4 protein-coding genes are annotated in these 3,113 nt (G+C 43.8%); 1 reads left to right on the top strand and 3 read right to left on the bottom strand.

Features of this window, described 5'->3' with window-relative positions; genetic code table 11:
* Positions 1-285, top strand: a 285-nt coding sequence (locus tag LD39_RS16125; RefSeq protein ID WP_156112679.1) for an AI-2E family transporter, incomplete at its 5' end; no start/stop codon positions are given.
* A 35-nt stretch (positions 286-320) separates the two neighbouring features.
* On the opposite strand, the gene LD39_RS16120 is transcribed toward LD39_RS16125, so the two are convergent.
* The 3 genes from LD39_RS16120 to LD39_RS16110 form a co-directional block, all read right to left on the bottom strand.
* Positions 321-1,568, bottom strand: a complete 1,248-nt coding sequence (locus LD39_RS16120; protein ID WP_035549710.1) for a cytochrome P450 — start codon at positions 1,566-1,568, stop codon at positions 321-323.
* A 99-nt stretch (positions 1,569-1,667) separates the two neighbouring features.
* Entirely contained in the window at positions 1,668-2,675 is a 1,008-nt protein-coding gene (locus LD39_RS16115) for a Gfo/Idh/MocA family protein (RefSeq protein WP_035549707.1), read from the bottom strand.
* 177 nt (positions 2,676-2,852) lie between these two features.
* On the bottom strand, positions 2,853-3,113 hold a 261-nt coding region (locus LD39_RS16110), incomplete at its 5' end, for a cupin domain-containing protein (protein ID WP_035549704.1).

The raw sequence follows: 3,113 nt of genomic DNA, 5'->3' as shown, positions 1-3,113 counted from the left end.
ATCATAGGGACAATTCCAGCGCTTGTGGTGGCGTTGATGCAGGATCCGGCCATGGCGCTTTATGTCATCATTATTATCATCATTGTCCAACAGCTGGAGGGGAACCTGGTTGCTCCGCTGGTCCTTGGTAACCGACTTCATATGCATCCATTGACCATCATTTTAGTGCTTATCGTAGCTGCTCCATTATTCGGTTTTATCGGGATGGTCATCGCTGTTCCGTTATACGCGGTTACGAAGATTGTATTAAAGGACCTTTACAAAATGTATCAGAAGCACACATAAGAAAAGCCAGCTCCTTCGTGGGGGCTGGCTTTTTATCATTTCATAGAAACGTTTTTCATAATGAATCCGCTTTTTGGAAGAGCAGGCATTTTTCTGAGATTGTAGCTGTAATCTTGTTTTGGTACTGTATAGTGTAAGTGCTTCGACATGAAACGAAAGCTCGCCTGCAGTACTTCCAATGTTGGCCATTCGCCTGGACAGCGGTGCCCTTTGTAATAGTCGCCTCCGCCTTGAGGGATCAAATCAAAAAGTCCGCCTTTCCAATCTTGGAAACGTTCTGGTTGGAACTCATCAGGCTTCTCCCATAACTTTGGATCATGATTCGTTCCGTATATATCGATGATGACTAACTGGCCTTCTTTGAAGGGGTATTGCTGCCAGGTGAAATCATGGTCAACACGAGCGCCGAGAAACGGCACGAACGGATAATAGCGGCGTACTTCTTGAGCGAAGTGGAATAAATAATCATCATCTTCTGCGACTTGAGGTTTCGTTTCAGGATAATCCTCAAAAGCAACAGCTCCGAATGTGAGGAACTTAGAAATAGCGATGAGGGGACGAATCACATTTAAGAGTTCGATCGCAGCCATTCGCGTATCTAACAACTGCCCATCCAGATCTCTATGCACAGCCATCTCATAGAGGGCAGTACCTTCTTTCAATTCGAGCTTTCCTTCACGTATCTTCTTGATGAGGTCTTCAATCCATTTTTCTGAACGTTTACGAGCTTTTCGGCTCTCGATATGTTTAGGTCCAATTGCACTAAACCCATCAATCATATTGCTCAAATCGCGCGTCCGTTTGTCTACTTCCTTTTCTGTAAGAGGAACACCGGCCCATTCACATGCGGTTCTGCATAAAAGTTCACGTACCTCATCGTAAAGAACGACTTTTTTCATGCCTTGCCATTTTCCGGTGAACCTCTCCCAATATGTTGTCGTCAGTTCTCGTAGGTTTTCCAAGGCTTCAGGTGTCATAAGCGACATGAATAAAAGCTTGCGGTGGGTATGGGCGTCTCCATCCATCGTTTGAATGGCATCCTCTCCAAACAATGTTTTTAAGACGCGGCTTGGTAAGGCGCCGTTCCGATTCATTCGGTCAGTGTCATAGAAAAGCTTGGCACCTTCTTCTCCGCTTATGAGAGCGACTTTTTCACCTAGCAATCTTGTTTCGTATACGTCTAAATGGTGGCTTTGTACGCGCTTCGGTACAAATTCATAGCCATCCTTAAAAAGGGCGATGGTATTATCGATCGTTCGGTCTTTCGGAACTTTGACGGACATATGTACATTCCTCCAATAGGATCTAGTATGGTTAGTCCATTCCTTTTTTATTTAATGGATAAACCAGGCTGTCGTATGGGAAATGTCGAGGGAGAATCACTACCTTATTGTATTCGTTTTAATTTTTTCGCCACTTTTGTGAGAAAGGGCGGCTGCTTCATTGATAAGTGTCAGAAGAAGAGCATCTTCTTTGTTGATGTTAGGTTCAAATTCTGACGTGATCGCCGATACCCATTGTTCCATCGGCATCGATTCTGAAGCAGGTACATTTTCTGGAACAATCCAATCTTTATTCTGTAAGTGAGAGCTCTTTAATCGAATGTGACCATCTTCAATCAGTAATGTTCCTTCGGTTCCATACAATTCAAGCTTAAAAGGACTGCCGGTAGAAATAAAACTGGATTCTAAGGTGGCAACAATTCCAGAGTCGTATTCAACAATAGCCACTGAGAAGTCGTCTACCCCTCGGTTCATCATGGAATGCAGCGATCCTGTGACAGCTGTAGGACTTCCGGAAGAAAGGCGATTCGCAAGGTAGATAGGGTGGGCGCCAAGGTCAATCAAAGAACCGCCTCCACATGCCTCTTCATCAAAAAAGCGGTCCGGCAGCCAGCCTTTGGGATTCTCGTCCGTCGGGACAGCCCCATTATGAGCAACGCGGCACCTTAACATGTTCAACTTTCCCAGCAGCCCTTCATCGATCACTTGCTGGGCGAATAAATAGTAGGCTTCTGTCAGTCTAGGCAAGGAAATCATGAACTGGACACCAGCTTTATTGATTTCTTCAATCATTTCTTCGCAATCCTTTGTAGTAAAAGTCAGCACTTTTTCAGTGAAAATATGTTTTCCGTATCTGGCAGCAGCTATAATTACTTCTTTATGTAGACGCGTTGGTGTCGAAACAATGACAGCATCAATATTAGGATTAGATAGGACGGTATCCAGGTTCTTTTCAAAAGGTACGCCTAGTTCTTCGGCCCATTCTTCTCCACGATTGGGATCTTCATCCCAAATCATTTCTATCGACAATTCCGGGTTTTCATGTGCTTGTTCGGCATAATCCACCGCATGGACATGCCATTTGCTAAGTAGGGCTACGTTTAACATCAATAACACCTCTTCTAATAAAATTTTTTCTATTCATAGTTTACCATGCTTGCTCTTTAACATTAGGATAAAAAAAGCACAGCCAAATTTTGGCTGTGCTCGTAATTTTTAGGGGGAGGTCTTACATTCACATTATTCGACATAGCTTTCTTCTTTAGGGGGTTAAACGGAAAAAGTTTATTCGCAGGCTAGCTTATTGATGACTTCACGATGATCCGGATACTCCTCCAATAATTCTTCTTTATTGAATAACTCGAAATCTTCGAAGTCGAACCCCGGAGAGACCATGCAGCTGACGAGTGAAAATGTGTCCGCTTCATTTACGGATGACCCAAAAATGGTATGTTTCGGCACTCTGAATTGAGGGACTTCCCCTTGGTCAAAATCGAGTCCAAGTTTGACTTCTTCATACTTGCCATCCGGATGAATCATGTGGAT

Source organism: Halobacillus sp. BBL2006 (genome assembly GCF_000786645.1).
Taxonomy (GTDB): domain Bacteria; phylum Bacillota; class Bacilli; order Bacillales; family Halobacillaceae; genus Halobacillus.
This window is presented reverse-complemented; position numbering and strand designations above follow the sequence as displayed.

Excerpts from the sequence above, each read along its gene's own strand:
- LD39_RS16120 (WP_035549710.1), bottom strand. The coding sequence starts at position 1,568 with ATGTCCGTCAAAGTTCCGAAAGACCGAACGATCGATAATACCATCGCC.
- LD39_RS16115 (WP_035549707.1), bottom strand. The coding sequence starts at position 2,675 with ATGTTAAACGTAGCCCTACTTAGCAAATGGCATGTCCATGCGGTGGAT.